Origin of the sequence: Chitinophaga horti, assembly GCF_022867795.2 — a bacterium.
GTDB lineage: Bacteria > Bacteroidota > Bacteroidia > Chitinophagales > Chitinophagaceae > Chitinophaga > Chitinophaga horti.
The window spans coordinates 5,117,584-5,130,761 of record NZ_CP107006.1; the positions used below are offsets into that span (position 1 = coordinate 5,117,584).

At 51.8% G+C, this 13,178-nt stretch carries 13 protein-coding genes; 7 read left to right on the forward strand and 6 right to left on the reverse strand.

Going from position 1 to position 13,178, the window contains the following annotated elements; genetic code table 11:
* The first annotated feature begins 51 nt into the window (after window positions 1-51).
* The 4 genes from MKQ68_RS20585 to MKQ68_RS20600 all read left to right on the forward strand — a co-directional run bounded on the left by MKQ68_RS20585 (window position 52) and on the right by MKQ68_RS20600 (window position 4,250).
* Entirely contained in the window at window positions 52-1,770 is a 1,719-nt protein-coding gene (locus tag MKQ68_RS20585) for an N-acetylmuramoyl-L-alanine amidase (protein ID WP_264280738.1), read from the forward strand.
* A 140-nt stretch (window positions 1,771-1,910) separates the two neighbouring features.
* Complete coding sequence (locus MKQ68_RS20590) at window positions 1,911-2,258, forward strand: carboxymuconolactone decarboxylase family protein (protein ID WP_248075271.1); 348 nt, start codon at window positions 1,911-1,913, stop codon at window positions 2,256-2,258.
* A gap of 181 nt (window positions 2,259-2,439) precedes the next feature.
* Window positions 2,440-3,477 carry a 2-oxoacid:ferredoxin oxidoreductase subunit beta gene (locus MKQ68_RS20595; protein ID WP_264280739.1) on the forward strand — a complete coding sequence of 346 codons (1,038 nt, stop codon included), beginning with the start codon at window positions 2,440-2,442 and terminating at the stop codon, window positions 3,475-3,477.
* A 464-nt stretch (window positions 3,478-3,941) separates the two neighbouring features.
* Window positions 3,942-4,250 (forward strand): hypothetical protein, encoded by a 309-nt coding sequence (locus MKQ68_RS20600; RefSeq protein ID WP_264280740.1) that lies wholly within the window; start codon window positions 3,942-3,944, stop codon window positions 4,248-4,250.
* Between the two features lie 74 nt (window positions 4,251-4,324).
* Here MKQ68_RS20600 and MKQ68_RS20605 read toward each other — a convergent pair whose 3' ends face one another.
* Together MKQ68_RS20605 and MKQ68_RS20610 are read right to left on the reverse strand one after the other, a co-directional pair.
* The gene (locus MKQ68_RS20605) at window positions 4,325-4,963 is read right to left on the reverse strand and encodes a LysE family translocator (protein WP_264280741.1); all 639 of its coding nucleotides are present in this window, start codon (window positions 4,961-4,963) and stop codon (window positions 4,325-4,327) included.
* An 18-nt stretch (window positions 4,964-4,981) separates the two neighbouring features.
* Window positions 4,982-6,520, reverse strand: a complete 1,539-nt coding sequence (locus MKQ68_RS20610; protein ID WP_490715593.1) for a GH3 family acyl-acid amido synthetase — start codon at window positions 6,518-6,520, stop codon at window positions 4,982-4,984.
* Window positions 6,521-6,635: 115 nt separating this feature from the next.
* Between MKQ68_RS20610 and MKQ68_RS20615 the strand changes: the two genes are divergently transcribed.
* From MKQ68_RS20615 to MKQ68_RS20625, 3 genes are read left to right on the forward strand one after another with little or no spacing between them, the layout of a single operon-like run.
* Window positions 6,636-7,406 (forward strand): inositol monophosphatase family protein, encoded by a 771-nt coding sequence (locus MKQ68_RS20615; RefSeq protein ID WP_264280743.1) that lies wholly within the window; start codon window positions 6,636-6,638, stop codon window positions 7,404-7,406.
* Window positions 7,407-7,463: 57 nt separating this feature from the next.
* Window positions 7,464-8,090 carry a thiamine-phosphate kinase gene (thiL, locus tag MKQ68_RS20620; protein WP_264280744.1) on the forward strand — a complete coding sequence of 209 codons (627 nt, stop codon included), beginning with the start codon at window positions 7,464-7,466 and terminating at the stop codon, window positions 8,088-8,090.
* Window positions 8,042-8,491, forward strand: coding sequence for a thiamine-phosphate kinase (locus tag MKQ68_RS20625; RefSeq protein ID WP_264280745.1), 450 nt, complete (start codon window positions 8,042-8,044; stop codon window positions 8,489-8,491). Before thiL ends, MKQ68_RS20625 begins: the two co-directional genes overlap by 49 nt.
* A 76-nt stretch (window positions 8,492-8,567) precedes the next feature.
* Here MKQ68_RS20625 and MKQ68_RS20630 read toward each other — a convergent pair whose 3' ends face one another.
* From MKQ68_RS20630 to MKQ68_RS20645, 4 genes are read right to left on the reverse strand one after another with little or no spacing between them, the layout of a single operon-like run.
* Entirely contained in the window at window positions 8,568-10,544 is a 1,977-nt protein-coding gene (locus MKQ68_RS20630) for an FAD-dependent oxidoreductase (RefSeq protein ID WP_264280746.1), read from the reverse strand.
* Window positions 10,541-11,230 carry an SGNH/GDSL hydrolase family protein gene (locus tag MKQ68_RS20635; protein ID WP_264280747.1) on the reverse strand — a complete coding sequence of 230 codons (690 nt, stop codon included), beginning with the start codon at window positions 11,228-11,230 and terminating at the stop codon, window positions 10,541-10,543. The genes MKQ68_RS20630 and MKQ68_RS20635 overlap by 4 nt, the downstream gene beginning before the upstream one ends.
* Before the next feature lie 41 nt (window positions 11,231-11,271).
* A complete protein-coding gene (locus MKQ68_RS20640; protein ID WP_264280748.1) occupies window positions 11,272-11,943 on the reverse strand; it encodes a DUF4998 domain-containing protein in 672 nt (223 codons plus the stop codon).
* A 22-nt stretch (window positions 11,944-11,965) separates the two neighbouring features.
* Window positions 11,966-13,156 (reverse strand): DUF5000 domain-containing lipoprotein, encoded by a 1,191-nt coding sequence (locus MKQ68_RS20645; protein ID WP_264280749.1) that lies wholly within the window; start codon window positions 13,154-13,156, stop codon window positions 11,966-11,968.
* Between the last annotated feature and the right edge of the window lie 22 nt (window positions 13,157-13,178).

The window sequence follows — 13,178 nt, forward strand, 5'->3', positions numbered from 1 at the left end:
GTAAAACACAGCGCACCCGGTTATTTTTAGACCTCCTAGAACGACATGCACATGATGAAAACGACAGGTTGCCTGCTGTTACTCGCCTTTTCCGCCGCGCAGGCCAGTGCGCAGGCTTTTATACGGATGACGCAACCCGGCAGGGAGCAAAACGCCGTCACTACTGCCCGCCAATACCTCGTAGGCAGCACTTGCAAAGGTTGCAGCCTTACATTGAACGATACCATGGCCATCGTATACGGCACCGGCGCCTTTGCGCTGCCCGTAAATCTTTCGCCCGGCCTCAATACCTACCGGTTAAAGGCCACCAGCACCGAAGGGAAGAGCGTGGAAAAGACGATCAACTTCAACTATAACGTACCGGAAACACCGTTGCCGGTCAGCACGTTCAATATCACCGACATTACTACCTATCCCGAAGGCAACCTGGTGTTGCAATCGGGCGATGCCATCCGCCTGCGGGTAAAAGCTTTGCCGGGATGTATCGCCAAAGTAGGCGAAACGTTGCTGTACGAGCAGCCGCAGGCAATGCCCGGCACTTACCAGGGCACCTACATCGTGAAACCGAACGATCCGCTCATTACCGGCACCGGGTTGCGGGTTACGCTTCGTAAAGACAACCAGGAAACCAGCCGTATTACCGGCAGCACGTTCTCCATGGCATCTTCCATCCCGCTGGTGGTAAAAACCGTGGGCAGCATGCCGTACCTGGAGTTCGGGCTGGGAGAGGATCGCCTGGGTGGCGCGCGTATGACTATCCTGGACACCGCCGTGTTGCTGAACGTAACCGGTAAGGTGGGCGGCGATTACCGCGTACAACTGGCCAACAACGTAACGGCCTATATTCCGTCCGGTCAAACGGCGTTGATGCCGCCGGGTACTTTTCCGCCCACCTCCCTGACCAGCAGCTGGCGGGTTTGGGGGGATGACAAGTACGACTATGTGAGCGTAGGCCTCTCCGCCAAACTGCCGTACCGTACGAAGCAGGAAATTAATCCCGCCCGTATTGTATTAGACATATTTGGTGCCACCGCCAATACCAACTGGATATCGCAGCTGCAAAGCGTGAAGGAGATTAAAAACGCCTATTACGAGCAGGTGTCCGACGATATTTTCCGGGTGACGATCGACCTGGTACACGCGCAGCATTGGGGGTATAACGTGTATTACAACGGCAACAACCTGGTGGTACGCGTGAAGCGCCAGCCCGCCACACCTTCCATCAAAGGTTTAACCATTACGGTGGATGCTGGGCATGGCGGCAGTAATCCCGGTGCAATGGGGCCTACGGGCGCCACCGAAAAAGACCTGACCTTACTGATCGCCCGCGAGTTGCAGGACCAGCTGGTGGACGAAGGGGCGAAAGTGATCATGACGCGTATGACCGATTCCTATGTGGACAATACCTATCGCATTACCTCTAACCGCGCCAAGGACCCGGACCTGTTGGTGAGCATACACCTGAATTCGGCAGGCAACCCGATCGACATCAGCGGTACCAGTACCTTTTACAAACACATCGGCTTCCGGCCGTTGAGCCTGGCTATTTATAAGCGGATGCTGGAGCTCGGATTGAAGGAATACGGGAATGTGGGCAATTTTAACTTTGCTTTAAACGTGCCTACCGAATACCCCAACGTGCTCGTGGAAACCCTGTTCCTGAGTAACCCGTCTGACGAGGCGCTGGTGCTGGACCCTGGCTTCCGGAAGCAGATGGCGGCCAAGATCGTGTTGGGCATCAAGGACTTCCTGGCAGGGGCGATAAAATAATCGCCCGGCCTCCGCAGTGGCGCACTATAGCAATGAAAGCGGCTAACTAAATCCTACCATTCTAGTAGATTAATAGTATATTTGCGTATTCCGGTGATTGAGCCGGTTTTTGATTAATTTACGCGCGAAAAATCATCTTTATGAGCGAGTTGGTGAAGGAATTCAATGACTATCGGGAGAAAATGAACGAGGTAATACTCGGCAAGCAGAATAAAGTGATTAACCGCCTCTTCAACCTGGACACAAACACCTATGCAGAAGGCGCGTTAAGCACTAAAGTAAAGGAAATGCTCGGGCTGGTAGCTTCGATGGTATTGCGATGCGACGACTGTATCAAATATCACCTTGGCAAAGCGCATGAGCAGGGCGTAACTACAGAAGAGATGTACGAGATCTTTGCAGTAGCCAATATAGTGGGTGGTACCATCGTTATACCCCACACCAGGCGTGCAGCGGAGTATTGGGAGGAGTTACAGGGCGCCAACTAAAGTATTGCGATAACCAGGCAGCAGCACTATATTTGTCATCTTTTTCCGGGGCTACGAGCCTCACTTCTTACGACCATCTCAATTATCGCCTGTAATAACGGGTATATCTGCTATGCACTGCTTCCGATTGTGACGCGGGAATTAGTAACTTTGTTTCAAATCTATTCATAAACAAGATAAAATGTCAACAGCAACTGTCACTCCGCAACCGTTAACGGCCAAGGATTTTGCTACGGACCAGGAAGTACGCTGGTGCCCGGGCTGCGGGGACTATTCCATATTAAAACAGGTTCAGACCATTATGCCCGGACTGGGTATTCCTAAGGAGAACATTGTGATTGTTTCCGGTATCGGCTGTTCTTCCCGTTTCCCCTACTACATGAATACTTACGGCATGCACTCGATCCACGGTCGCGCTACAGCGATCGCCTCCGGATTGAAAGCTGCCCGCCCCGAACTGAGCGTTTGGATCGTTACCGGCGACGGCGACGGCCTGTCTATCGGTGGCAACCACACTATACACCTGCTGCGCCGCAACTTCGACGTAAACGTAATGCTGTTTAACAACCAGATTTACGGTTTAACGAAAGGCCAGTACTCTCCCACTTCGGAAACCAATAAGGTAACCAAGTCGACCCCGTTCGGCAGTATCGACCATCCGTTTAACCCGCTGGCGCTTGCCCTGGGTGCGGATGCAACCTTTATAGCCCGCAGTATGGACCGCGATCCCAAACACCTGCAGGAACTGCTGAAACGCAGCCATGCACACAAGGGCGCTTCCTTCCTGGAAATTTACCAGAACTGTAACATCTTTAACGATGGTGCATTCGAGATCTTCACCGAAAAAGGCAGCAAACCGCAGGAGACCATCTTCGTAGAACAGGGTCAGCCCCTGATTTTCGGCGCCGCCAAAGACAAGGGTATTAAACTCGATGGCCTCCGTCCGGTGGTAGTAGACCTGAACGACGGCGTTCACACCGCCGCCGACCTGTGGATTCACGACGAACACGACTTCTACAAGGCCCAGATACTCACCCGCATGTTCGACGATCCGCGTATCGAAGGCCACCTGCCACGTCCGTTCGGCGTGTTTTACCAGGCCTTCCGTCCGACGTATGAGGACATCATGGGTGCCCAGCTCGAAGAAGCCTTCGCTAAACGCGGCAACGGCGACCTCGACAAATTGCTCGCAGGCAACGAAACCTGGACGATCAAATAGTCTTTAAGATATTCTTATAGAAGAGACCGGCCAACTGGCCGGTCTTTTTGCGTAATAGCAAGCCATTGCGACATCCTTATAGAAGGGGCTGTCTCAAAAGTAGTTTGATGGCCATGAGAAACGCATAAACGAAAAATCTCTCCATCAGGTGCCCGAATAAAAACGGGTCAAAGCTACTTTTGATACAGCCCCTTTGGGCTTTCTAGCAAACCATTTTACTCAACGCTCCTTTTGCCGCGATTTCGCATCTCCATCGCCCGCAGATTCTACGAACATCGTTCAACCATCCTTGCCGCATCCTTCGTTCATCCTTCGTATATGGTTCGTATATCCTTCGTATAAGGTTCGTATAGATACGATGCATTAACCTACTATTAACGAACAATCAACGAAGGATATACGTTGTATGCAGCAAGGTTCCCCGAAGGATCCAGCAATCATTTCCGAATAAACTAAAACACGTTATGGCAGTTTCTACCAATCTTTTATTGATGGCACTATCAGGGTCGATAGGCGACCTGATGACGATTAAAAACTACGGGAACAAGGTGGTGATGTGTAAGAAGGTGAAGAAGCGGGAAAAGAAGGCCACCCCTAAGCAGGAAGCCAACCAGCTTAACTTTAAAGAGGCCTCCGGCGTGGTGAAGCTGCGTTATGCCGACCTGGAGCAACGGGAGGCTGCGCGGCTGCGGTTGAAGTTACCGTATGGCATTTCACTATTTCGTGCAATGCTGAGTGAGTATTACAAGGAGATGGAAAATGGCGGTGAATAAACTGCCGGGGCGGTAAGAGAAAGCTGAAGGGAGTGACACAACGGCGGCTGAGTAAAGGACCAGCCGCCGGCGGCCTAGTGCGTTGCCAGGCTCACATCGAACGCCACCTTGTACAGGAGGGCCAGGCCGAAAATGATCATACACACGCCGGAGACGCGGTTGAGCCACAGCACAGTGGTAAGCGTGAGTTTATGGCGAATTTTGTCGGCCACAAAGACCTTGAGGATATCGAAAGAGAGTACCATGGCGAGGGCCACGGTATACATGACCCAGCGGTGGCCAACGGGCGTGGCAGTGTTGGCGATGCAGATGGGCAGCCAGAACAGGATAACGCCGGGGTTGAGGGTATTCATGAGGAACCCGGCAGTCCAGATTTTGGCGTAGTCGCTGGTACGGAACATTTCAGGGCGCTCGTCGCCGGTAACGATCTTTACTTTTTTGAACAGGAGGCCGTAGAGGCCCATGCCTACGAGTAAAATGCCGCCGCCGATGCCGATGTAACGGTTGTATGCTTCCAGCCCGGTAATAAAGGAGGTGGCGATATTGCCGGCGGCAACAAACACAATGTCGCTCATACTTACGCCCAGGGCGAAGCTGATACCGGCTTTAAAACCGTTGTTGATACTGTATTTGATGATGGCAAAGATGACCGGTCCTACAGACACCGATAACACCAGCCCTAATCCTAAACCCTGAATGATGGCTGTAAGCATGTGGAATAAGCCGCAGTTTTACATTTTATGTTTCACACCGTCCACGAACTTTTCCCAGTCCTTCAGCTTATCGCCTTTAAGTACCCGGGGGAATTTGTTCATCGCGCCCTCCTTGCCTTTATAGCGCAGATAGTCGATGAAGACATCGTTCGGCATGATTTCCACAAATATTTCTTTCAGCGCGGCAGTTCTTTCCACCGCGTAATCGTCGTTTACTTCGCTGAGCGTCTGATCGATGATCTCCCGGATCTTCGCGGGATCGGCATCGGCAGCGTCAGTACCAATATACCAGCGGTGTGCGAACAGGTTTTCGTAGCTAAAGCCTGCTACGGTGAACTCGCGGATGGTGATGCCCATCTTTTTCTGCACTGTATCGATCGCCTTGTTCATGTTATCGACGCTCATATGTTCGCCGCAAAGGCTGAGGAACTGTTTGGTGCGGCCCACGATCACGATTTCGTGTTCCTTTACGGAAGTGAACTTCACCACGTCGCCGATGATATACCGCCACGCGCCCGCACAGGTGCTGAGCATCACCGCATATTCCTGGTCTTCCACCACCTCGTGCACCATATAGGATTTCGGGTTAGGTTTTACCTCACCGTCTGCATCGAAGTTTTCCTCGTTGAAGGGGATAAATTCGTAGAAGATACCAGCGTTCAGCACCAGTTTAATGCCTTTGGTACCCGGGCGCGCCTGGAAACCGAAGGAACCCTCGGAGGCCATATACGTTTCGATGAACGTGATCGGCTTGCCGAGCAGTTTCTGGAAGCTGTCGCGATAAGGCTCGAAAGACACGCCGCCATGGATATAGATGGCGAGGTTCGGCCAGATCTCGTGTATGTGTTTTACGTTATGATACTTGATAATTTCTTCGAGTACGATCTGTACCCAGGCCGGTACGCCGCACACCGTACCCACATCCCACTTGGGGGCGTTGCGTACGATGAGTTTGATACGTTGTTCCCAATTTGGTTTCTTGGAGATCTTACCGCCGGGTTTGTAGAACCTGCGGAACCACTTAGGGATGTTTTTAGCCTGGATGCCGCTCATATCGCCTTCGTAGTAGTCGCCTTTCTCGAACAGGGAGGTAGTACCGCCGAGCATGAGAATACCTTTTTCGAAGGATTTGGGAGGTACATTGAAGTTAGCCATGGAATACAGCTGCTTCACACCTACCTTTTTCACCGTTTTGAGCATGGCCCGGGTTACGGGGATATGTTTACTGGCCGATTCGGACGTACCGGAGCTGAGGGCGAAATATTTGATCTTTTCGGGCCAGCTTACGTTGGGAACGCCTTCGAGGCACTTATGCCACCATTCGGCATGCATCTTATTGTAGTTGTGTACGGGTATGCGGCCACGGTACTGGGCTACCCAGTTCGGGCTGTCCAGGATGTCCTGGAAACGGTAGTGTTCACCGAACTGTGTGTGCTTGGCTTTCTCCATCAGTCGGTGAAGGGTCTGCATCTGGTACTGGCGGGGAGTTCCCAGTTTAAAGGTGAACTGCTTGCGTATTCTGAGTGAACGTGATATTAGATTACCAATAATGGCCATTAACTTTCCTCTTATGTTTGAAATGCAAATTTATACCATTTATCACCTCTGGCAATGACCTTTTCGTAATAAGCCGCGAGGCAGGATTTTTCCAAAATCCCATTACCTTTGCTGCATGTTAAAAGCAACGTTACTCAAAGCTACACAAGCCGGTGCAAAAGTTTTAAAGGAATATTTTAACGGTACGTTCGAAATTTCCAGCAAAAGTACGGCCAACGATCTGGTGACCGAGGCCGACAAAAAAGCAGAAGCAGCCATCCTGGCGGCTATCCGCGAAGATTACCCCGACCATTACATCCTGAGCGAGGAAACGGGTGAGATCTACTCCGATTCCACCATCAAATGGATCATCGACCCGATTGACGGAACGGTGAACTTTGCGCACAACATCCCGCTCTGTTGCGTGTCTATTGGTGTGGAACAAGACGGTGAAATGATACTGGGCGCGGTATACAACCCGATCATCAACGAGTTCTTTTTCGCCCAGAAAGGTTTTGGGGCGACACTGAACGACCAGAAGATATCTGTATCGAAGAAAACCGATATGTCGAAAGCCTGCCTGGTAACGGGTTTCCCTTATAACTGGGAAGAAATGCCAAACGACCCCATGCAGGTGTTTGAACGTTTTGTGAAACAAGGTCTGCCGGTACGCCGCCTGGGCTCCGCCGCCATCGACCTGTGCTGGGTAGCAGCCGGACGATTCGACGGGTTCTGGGAGCACAACCTCAATTCGTGGGACAGTGCTGCGGGTGCGCTCATTGTACAGGAGGCGGGTGGAAAAGTGACCGACTTCGAAGGCAAACCTTACAGATCGAGCCAGCGCAAGGTGTTAGCCACTAACGGCCACATCCATGCGGAACTGCTGAACGTGATCAACAACGGGTAACACCGTTTTAACATACACCAACTGCCGGCCGCAGCAAAAGTTGCGACCACACTGACCATGGAAGAAAGAACTGAAATAGAATCGCTGGGCGAGTTTGGCCTCATAGACCACCTCACCCGCAACATAGAAATTCACAACGCCAGCACCATCCTCGGGGTGGGCGACGACGCCGCTGTGATCGACCACTTCGGCAAACAAACGGTGATCAGCACGGATGTACTGGTAGAAAACATTCACTTCGACCTGATGTATACGCCGCTGAAACACCTGGGTTATAAATCGGTGGTGGTAAATCTCTCCGACATCTGCGCCATGAATGCCACCCCTACCCACGTTACGGTAAGCATCGCCTTCTCCAACCGCTTTTCCCTGGAAGCGCTGGACGAGTTTTACGAAGGCGTGTATGCTGCGTGCGAGCGTTACAAAGTAGACCTGGTGGGTGGCGATACTAGCTCCTCGCAGAAAGGTTTCTTCATCAGCGTTACAGCGGTAGGTGAAGTTGCGCCGGACAAGTTCGTGAAACGCTCCACCGCCCAAAAAGGCGACCTGGTTTGCGTAACCGGCGACCTCGGTGCCGCCTACCTCGGCCTCACGATCCTGGAAAGAGAGAAAAAATCTTCCTCGAAAACCCGAAGGTGCAGCCCGACCTGGAGAACCAGACGTACATTATCGGCCGCCAGCTGAAGCCGGAAGCGCGTCTCGACATCATCCAATACCTTGCAGAAAAAGAAGTAACACCTACCGCCATGATGGACGTAAGCGACGGCCTCAGCTCGGAGTTACTGCACATCTGCAAACAGAGCGGCCTGGGCGCGGTGATCTACGAAGAAAAGCTGCCCATTCACAGCGACAGCAAAATGATGGGCATGCAGTTCGGTTTGGATCCGACCGCCTGTGCGCTGAGCGGCGGCGAAGATTACGAGCTGCTGTTCACCATTAAACAGGAAGATTACGATAAGCTGACCTTATCTGAAGAGATCAGTGTGATCGGGTATATGCAGGAGGCAGATAAGGGGGTACATATCATCACCCGTGGCGGTAATCAACATGCGATTACGGCACAGGGGTGGAACGCGTTTAAATAGATGTTTTGATAGATATAAGAATGGCCGGTGGTGACACCGGCCATTCTTGTTTTGTGGAGTTTGTGGAGAATGTATATCACTTCGGCACCATCAACACCGCATCCGCAGCCACACCGCCATCCGCACCATCCGCAGTGATCTCGATATAATTACTTTGTCCTTTCGCGAAAGCAAACGCACCTACCTCTACCCACTCACCGGACGTTTGTCCTTCCACGCGCACCGCACTACGATCGATCGCGCCCTTTTTAAGGCCGGCTTTACCATTCACGATGTAGTTCGTCATGCTGGCGCTTTTATCCATTTTGGGATAGTAGATGAATACTTTATAGTCGCCGGCTTTAGGCACATTAGGGATGAACTTCACGCTGCCTTTACCGGTCGTATTCAACAGGATGTCCGGGCCGTAAGCGCCGTAGGGATGCGCGGAGGTCCAGTCGCCCGACACTTTGACATTGTCTTTGTTATCAATAAAAATATCAGCCCGGGAACCGTCGGACAGCGGGTTTTGTTCGATGCTGCGGCGGATAGCGGCGGCATCTACCTGCTGTACGGGAATTTTACGGTCGATGGACTGGCAGGCGGCGAGTGTAGATGCCTGGGCCAGGCACATGAAAACGGGTTCCATACGGATAGAGCCGTAAGCGATGTGTGTGGCGGAGAGGCATACCGGAACGAGCAGGTTGCTACACTCCTGTTGTTGTGGCACCAGCGAGCGATAAGAAATAGGGTAAGGAGGGAAACCACCTTCTTCCACATTGCCTTCGTTCTTCACCATCTTCTTTCCATTTTTGGTGATGACGATGCGCTGCGTGTTGTGCGAGTCCATTGTATAAGCGGCCATGCCTACGCCATCGGTTACGGGTTCTTTGCCTACGCAGTTATCCTGCTTCATCACGTACGCGCCACGCATACGGCGGGCTTCGCGGATGTAGAGTTGCGGCGACCAGCCACCGTTATCGGTGTATTCATCTTTCGGATACCCGAAACGGCTCATGTCTTTCCGCATACTTTCCGGCACGCGTTCATCACTGGTGAAGAAGTACAGGAGACCTTTTGTATAATCTTCATGTGCTTTGATGATCTCGGCGCGTTTGGCGTAATCAGCTTCCGGGTAGTCGTAGTTCATACCGATCATATCGGTGCTAAAACCATTGCGGTTGTTGATGTCCGTTTTTTTATTCGGCATGCCGCTGATGATGAAGTAGTCGTTGATGTTACGGCGCTTCGGTTGTGCTACGATCAGCCTGGCCAGCAGGTCGTAACGCGAAGCGTCGTAGTTAGCAGGTTGTGTAATGGGAATACGGTTGGCAGGATCAGTGGTAAGACAGATGCGATAATTGTACGCCTGCACTTTTTTATCACCCGAGCCAGTAGCCGCCAACGGCTCCGGGCTAATGCCCCATAACAGGCCGCTGGTGCTGTCACCGAGTACTTTGTAAGGATCGACGTGATCGGGTATCTGGTGACCATCCATCAGTTGTACACCGTTAAACGTTTCGCCGTACTCGCTGTTGGCTTCGCGGCCTACGGTGTAGGATACGCCTGCACGGGCCATCAGATCGCCTTCGTAGGTGCAGTCGATAAATACTTTACCGGCAATGACTTTGTTCGCGCCGCTTGCATCTTCTACCGTAATACTTTTAATTGTGCCATTTACTTTATCTGCTTTCAGGATGCGATGCCCGTACCATACAGGTACTTTACCCCGCTTGATGTAATCATTAAAAACTGCTTCCGCCGTATGTGGTTCAAATATCCATTGCTCCAGTTTACCGTACACTTTTCCTAATCTCCGATAGAAGTCGAGCCCCAGGCCGCGCACGGCATACTTGTTACCGATATCAGTATAACCCAAGCCACCGGAACTGAGGCCGCCCAGGTGTTTACCGGGTTCGATGAGTAATACGCTCTTACCCTGCATCTTCGCGGTATACGCGGCAATTACGCCAGCAGAGGAACCGCCATACACAATGATATCCGCCTTATGGTCCTGTGCGTTCGCCTGCGCGGTAATGCCCAAACACAGGAACGCTGCTACAAATCTTCTCATGCTAAAAGTCTTTTAAGGTTAGCCGGGTAACTGGTGCCTTCTACACCGCCGCCGCCGTTTGTAATACTATCACCAAAGCAAACAATTTTGGAAGTGGGTAGTTGATGATAGGTGATATAATCATAAACCGATACGCCGATCAGCCGGTAGCCATCCGCCGTAGGGTGTACACCATCGGTTTTGTTGCTGTTGGCCTCGTTCATTATCAGGCTGCTTTTATCTTTCCCGATGTTGCCTACCCGATCGAAGATATGCCCCAGGTCGAGCAGCGAAGTTTTGTATTGCTTCGCCAGCCCGCGAATGGTATCGTTCACCGCGGCGCGACGCGCGGCCGGGCCTTCAGCACCATAGTGTTCCTTCTTGTGGCGGGTGAACAGGTAGTCTTCGATATAAGGCAGGATAGTCATCAGCACCACTTTACTTTTCGTGGCCTTGATCGCCTCGATAATGCTGGCCATGTTCTGCCTGTATTGCGGCAGCGGGATGTACTTCATGCTGTTCATGTCGTTGGTACCGCACATCAGCACAGTAAGCGAAGGCCGGTGGTCCAGGCAGTCCTTTTGCATGCGTTTGAGCAGATCGGCGGTGTTATTACCACCGACGCCGGCATTGATCACTTCCGCACCTGCGGGCGGCCGCGCCTGCACTTCGGGCAACGGCAGGGTAAGCGCAGCCGCGCTCAGCAATGACGTGGATAAAAACTTCTTCGTTGCACTTTGTATCAGCGTTAAAAGTTAACAGTAGCCCGCACGGCCGTAAACGTGTCGATGGCCGCGGGCGATGGCTTATACAAAGTATGATATTCGAGGGTATTATTCAAGGGTATTACATCTAACAGTGTAGTCTTTTCCGTGGTCGGCACAAACCGGGTATTATCGGTACCGTCCGGATTTTTATAGTACAACCGCACGCCCACCGCCCGGGGATCGGCATCCAGCCAGTCGAGTTTTAAGGTGTTGTTTATTTTCGCCTTACTTTTTACCAGGCGGTTCAGCAACGTACTTTCATAAAAATCGCCGTATACATCGCCGTTAATTTCTGTTTTGATGGATATGTCACCGCGGCTATTGTAGTTGTATACCGTAAACGTGTACGGACCTTCCACCATATTATCCAGCATAAGGCGGATGGTATCTACGCCATTGGTGCGTTTCACTAAAACGTCGGTCGAATCTTTGCGACGGTTCCAGTACACGCGTGCTTTGGTAATGGTAGCGTCGGTGGTGAGCAGCCAGGTAAGCTGCACCCGCTCGCGGCCGGGATATACTTTGAGAGAGTCTGCCTTACCGGCGTAGATGATCTCTCCGCCGGGTGCAAAGTCCTTATACTTTTCGTCTGTTTTTTCGCAGGCGATAGCAGTTGCCATCAATGCCAGTGCGAGATATGTAAAGGCTTTCATTGTTTCTTTTTAGATAGATGAACTATTGTATTTCACCGTACAGGGTAGCTTCGGCCATCCACATGTAATCTGAGTTACCCCAGGTTTGCAATATTCTCAGGCGGATGTACCTGACGGCCGGAATGTCCAGCGGCATCTTAAATTCACGTCCGGCCTGCGCAGCCAGTATATCATCATTGCTCTGCGTGCCGATCGGCAAACCCGATGGTTTAATTACTTCGCAGTCAGACAATTTCGTCCAACTGGTAAGGCTGCCATCAGCAGAGGGTTCGTTGGTACCCCATATTTCGAACAGGCGTGGATCGCCGGCAGCATAGAGCAGGTTCTGTTCGTCGATCGCACCACGCGGAATAAACTGGAAGCGGCTCAGTTTCGCCTTTACGCCCAGGTCGAAGGTGATCATGTGCGGCACACCCGATCCGTTGGCGGTACGCAACCAAGATAGCAGGGTAGCACTACCCCCGGTAATCACATTGTTCCACAGCGTACTCATTTGCATATTACCGTGCAGGTTCGCATCACCTGCCAATTTCATTGCCCTGAAGAGGCTCTTGTTCAGCATCTGTTCGTGCATGGGCGTCAGCTGTTTCCATGACGTATCGGAGAGGTTCGTCCAGCGATCGCGTACATATACACCAAACCAGCGGGGCTTCGCATCAAATCCGCGGGCGGAAAAGGTGCCTTTCTTCTGGCTGGTGTAATACATATCTGCAGGTACTACCGCACCCAGACTGTCTTTCGTGAGTACACCAATTACCACGTTTGCGGAATCCTCGTTCAGGAACGATACAGAGATGCCGCCAAAGTCCGCATCGAAGTGAAGCGACGCAAACGTCTTTTTCACCGGCGGCTGCAGCGGTTTTACTTTTACGGCTACCGGTGCAGATTTCACCTCCGATCTGCTCACGGAATAAAGCTTCACGGTACGTTCAGTCGTATCACCAAAGCCTTCGAGCGTGAGGGTATTATTGTAGTAAGTAGCGATCGCCTCCATCTTTTTACCCGGGCGAATTTCATATTCCGCCTTCACGTAAAAGAGGTTCGGATCTTTGGGAAGCGCGTACGTAAGTTCCACCTTACCCGCGAAGCCAACTGCTTTCACATCGCTCACCAGTTGTGGCGCATCGCCGCCTTCGTTCAGCGGCTCCAGCGTTTCTTCCTTGCAGGCAAAGAGGAAAGCAGCAAACAGTATCAGCCAGTATTTTGATTGCATCTTGCTATAATTAAAGTTGAAA

Coding starts and splice junctions, on each gene's coding strand:
- MKQ68_RS20630 (WP_264280746.1), bottom strand. CDS start 10,544: ATGAGAAGATTTGTAGCAGCGTTCCTGTGTTTGGGCATTACCGCGCAG.
- MKQ68_RS20610 (WP_490715593.1), bottom strand. CDS start 6,520: ATGGCCATTATTGGTAATCTAATATCACGTTCACTCAGAATACGCAAG.
- MKQ68_RS20615 (WP_264280743.1), top strand. CDS start 6,636: ATGTTAAAAGCAACGTTACTCAAAGCTACACAAGCCGGTGCAAAAGTT.
- MKQ68_RS20645 (WP_264280749.1), bottom strand. CDS start 13,156: ATGCAATCAAAATACTGGCTGATACTGTTTGCTGCTTTCCTCTTTGCC.
- MKQ68_RS20590 (WP_248075271.1), top strand. CDS start 1,911: ATGAGCGAGTTGGTGAAGGAATTCAATGACTATCGGGAGAAAATGAAC.
- thiL (WP_264280744.1), top strand. CDS start 7,464: ATGGAAGAAAGAACTGAAATAGAATCGCTGGGCGAGTTTGGCCTCATA.
- MKQ68_RS20585 (WP_264280738.1), top strand. CDS start 52: ATGATGAAAACGACAGGTTGCCTGCTGTTACTCGCCTTTTCCGCCGCG.
- MKQ68_RS20640 (WP_264280748.1), bottom strand. CDS start 11,943: ATGAAAGCCTTTACATATCTCGCACTGGCATTGATGGCAACTGCTATC.
- MKQ68_RS20595 (WP_264280739.1), top strand. CDS start 2,440: ATGTCAACAGCAACTGTCACTCCGCAACCGTTAACGGCCAAGGATTTT.
- MKQ68_RS20605 (WP_264280741.1), bottom strand. CDS start 4,963: ATGCTTACAGCCATCATTCAGGGTTTAGGATTAGGGCTGGTGTTATCG.
- MKQ68_RS20600 (WP_264280740.1), top strand. CDS start 3,942: ATGGCAGTTTCTACCAATCTTTTATTGATGGCACTATCAGGGTCGATA.